Below are 2,872 nucleotides of genomic sequence, written 5' to 3' on the forward strand. Positions count from 1 at the left end.
CAGTGTTGAATCAGCGACGTACCAGTTTGTCAAAACCTGCTCAGAGACATCGCGCCGCCATACCCCTGAGCAACTACGTGAGTGCCATTTCATCGGTTTCGGCCGACACACCGTCGTTGGATCGGAAGCGCGGACGACGACCGACTCCACTCCGAGCGAGCCGGTGCCGCACACGCGCCCCCGCCAACACGGTCCGGAATCCAGGTTAACGGTCATTTTTGCTGGAGGATTTCGAGCAGAAAGTTGGGGTTCCAGCTTGCGGATTTTCGGCGTGTCTTGACGCTTCCCTTGTGCTTGTTGGCGCGCACGAGGCCGAGGGCGAAGCGTCGGACGACGGCCATGTTTTTTGCGCCGTGTCCGGCTCGGTAGCGCGACAGGTCGTCCTTGAAGGCGACATCGAGCAGCCAGTGCATGCTCTCCACGCCCCAATGGCCGCGTGCGGCGGCGGCGAGGCGGTCGATGTCGAGGGGCGCGGAGGAGATGTAGAAGCGGGTCTCGAAGCTGCAGCGATTGGCATGCTCGACGCGCGCCAGGAGCTTGACGATGGTCTTGATGGAGGTGAAGCGCGGCTGGCCCGGATAGCTGCGCGCCGAGGCGATCCAGTCGACCACGCCGGAGGCCGTGCAGATGCGGGTCTCGATGCGGCCATGGCCCTTCTCGACCGTGGTCTCGACCACGGTCTCGCCGGCCGGAGCGGTGCGGAAGTAGTCGGCGACGTCGGCCTCGAGGGTCGGCTGGTTTCCCTTCAGGGCGAGCAGATAATCGGCCCCGTGGGCGACGATCTTGGCGGCGATGTCGGCTTGGCAGCCCATGGCGTCGATGGTCACCAGGGCGCCGGCGAGCTGCTTGGCGTCGGCGAGTTGATCGAGGAGCTCGGGAATGGCGGTGATCTCGTTCGCCTTCTCCGGGACACTGGTCTGCGCCAGCACCAGCCGCGCCGTGGTGGCGTAGGCCGACAGCGTGTGCAGGGCTTTGAGTCCTTTGCCGCGGTCATGGGTGCGGCGCGCCGTCTTGCCGTCGATGGCGATGAGGTCGTGCCGGCCGGGCCACAGTGCCTCCACCCAGCCCTGGAAGCAGCGCCCGAACAGGAGCGGATCGACCCGGTTGACCAGGCAGCGCAGCCAGCGCTCGCAGGGGATGCCGTGGTGGAACGCGGAGAACCGCCGCAGGACCCCGAGATGATGCTCGCCCCAGGCGACGATATCGTCGAAATCGTCGCAGGACGCGATGGTGGCGCAGGTCACCAGCAGCAGCACCTCCGACAGCGGATACATCACCCGCCACGGCTCGCGCTCGTCCTCCAGCTCGGAAAAATGCTGCAACAGCAGGCCGAGCCGCGCCCGCGGAAGCTCCTCGTCGAGGACGATGTCGGTCAAGGTTCCCATGGGCGTGCTCCCGCTCGAACCGGAGCCCCAGGGAATCACGCCTCTCCCGTCAACTCAAAATCCCACCCACCCGGCCGTTAACCTGACTTCCCAGCCGCGCCCCCCGCCAAGTTGCGGGATTGCAGATTACCGTAAGAACACGTAGCTTAGGGGAAAGGAGCCCCCGGTCGATGTGTCGTTCGTTCTTGCGGCTGCTGGGATTCGCCTCGCTGCTCGTTGCGGTCGCGGTCGGATTAGTGGTGGCCGGATCAGACCCCGCCCAGGCCCATCCCGGGCATGGTCACGGAAGCGCGGAGCGCGTCCATGCTCCGCTGGCGCTGGCCATATCGCCCGACCAAATCCGTACGATCGCAGGAGCATCCGCGTGCGGCAAGGTCCCGGACACGGCATTGGTGGTGCACGACGGATCGCGCGCAGCGACTGGCGGCCCTGGTTCCTCAGGACCCGCTGCGATCGGCGGTTCGGCGGCTCAAGGCGATCGCGCGCCCTCGGGCGGCGGCTGCGCAGTTCCTGGCTGCTGTAGCGGCGGTCCCTGCAGCATCTGTTGTTCGGTCGTGCCCGCCGCTGCCGGCCTCGTATGGCCGTCGCGTGCCGCAGTGGTGCTTGGCGTTTTTCCCGCCCCGTCGCTCGACGACGCCGTCTCGTCTGGCCTGAAACGTCCCCCTCGATCCTTCGCCTGACCCCGCTTCCACACCGACCACGATCCCGGCCCTTCGCGCCGGACCGTGATCCATGCCCGGTTCCAGGACGAAGGACGTTTCTTCAATGCTTTCCCGCATGTTTCGCGCGGCCGCGGTTCACGCGACCGTGGCGACCGCCGCGCTGCTCGTGGCGCTGCTCGCCGGAATGGCGACCGCCGTCGCCCACGAAGGTCACGATCACGGCGACCAGCCGATCGCGCCGGCCCATGTGCTGCCGCGCGGCGAGGCGACGAGCGGACCGTTCCAGCTCGTCGCGGTCCTCAACGGCGACGAGCTGGCGCTGTGGCTCGACGACTTCGCCACCAACCGGCCCGTCACCGACGCCACGCTGGAGATTGAGACCCCGCGGGGCCCCGTGACGGCCGAGCCGCGGCAGGCGGACGGCAGCTTCCGCCTGAAGGCGCTGTGGCTCGCCGCGGCCGGCGCGACCGCCACGGGGCATGTCGATCTCGCCGTCACGGTGACGGCCGGCGACGCGATCGAGATTCTCGCATTGACGATCGAGACCGGAGGAGCGGCGGCCACCGCGGCCCCGGCCGGCGCCGGGAGCTGGTCCGCCTGGACGGCCCGCCTCGGCGCACTCGGCCGGCCCGCCGTGCTGTCGACGCTCGCCGGCGGCATAGCGGCGGGCCTGCTGCTCGCCGGCCTGTTCGAGCGGCGCCGCGCCGCCGCCGTGCCGCTCGCCGCCGTCGGCCTTCTCGCCGCGGTCGGCCTCGGGCTCCTCCAGCAGGAGAGCATCGCGCACGAGGAGCGCCCCATCGACGCCCGCCCGCCGGCGCCCCGCCC

1 protein-coding gene and 1 pseudogene are annotated in these 2,872 nt (G+C 69.1%); one reads left to right on the forward strand and one right to left on the reverse strand.

The window, feature by feature from the left end; genetic code table 11:
• Positions 1-212: 212 nt before the first annotated feature.
• The gene (locus tag CH341_RS30265; protein WP_111423205.1) at positions 213-1,385 is read right to left on the reverse strand and encodes an ISAs1 family transposase; all 1,173 of its coding nucleotides are present in this window, start codon (positions 1,383-1,385) and stop codon (positions 213-215) included.
• 765 nt (positions 1,386-2,150) lie between these two features.
• On the opposite strand from CH341_RS30265, the pseudogene CH341_RS30270 reads away from it, so the two are divergent.
• A pseudogene (locus CH341_RS30270) lies at positions 2,151-2,872 on the forward strand (hypothetical protein); the annotation flags it as partial.

The organism is Rhodoplanes roseus, from assembly GCF_003258865.1.
Lineage (GTDB): Bacteria > Pseudomonadota > Alphaproteobacteria > Rhizobiales > Xanthobacteraceae > Rhodoplanes > Rhodoplanes roseus.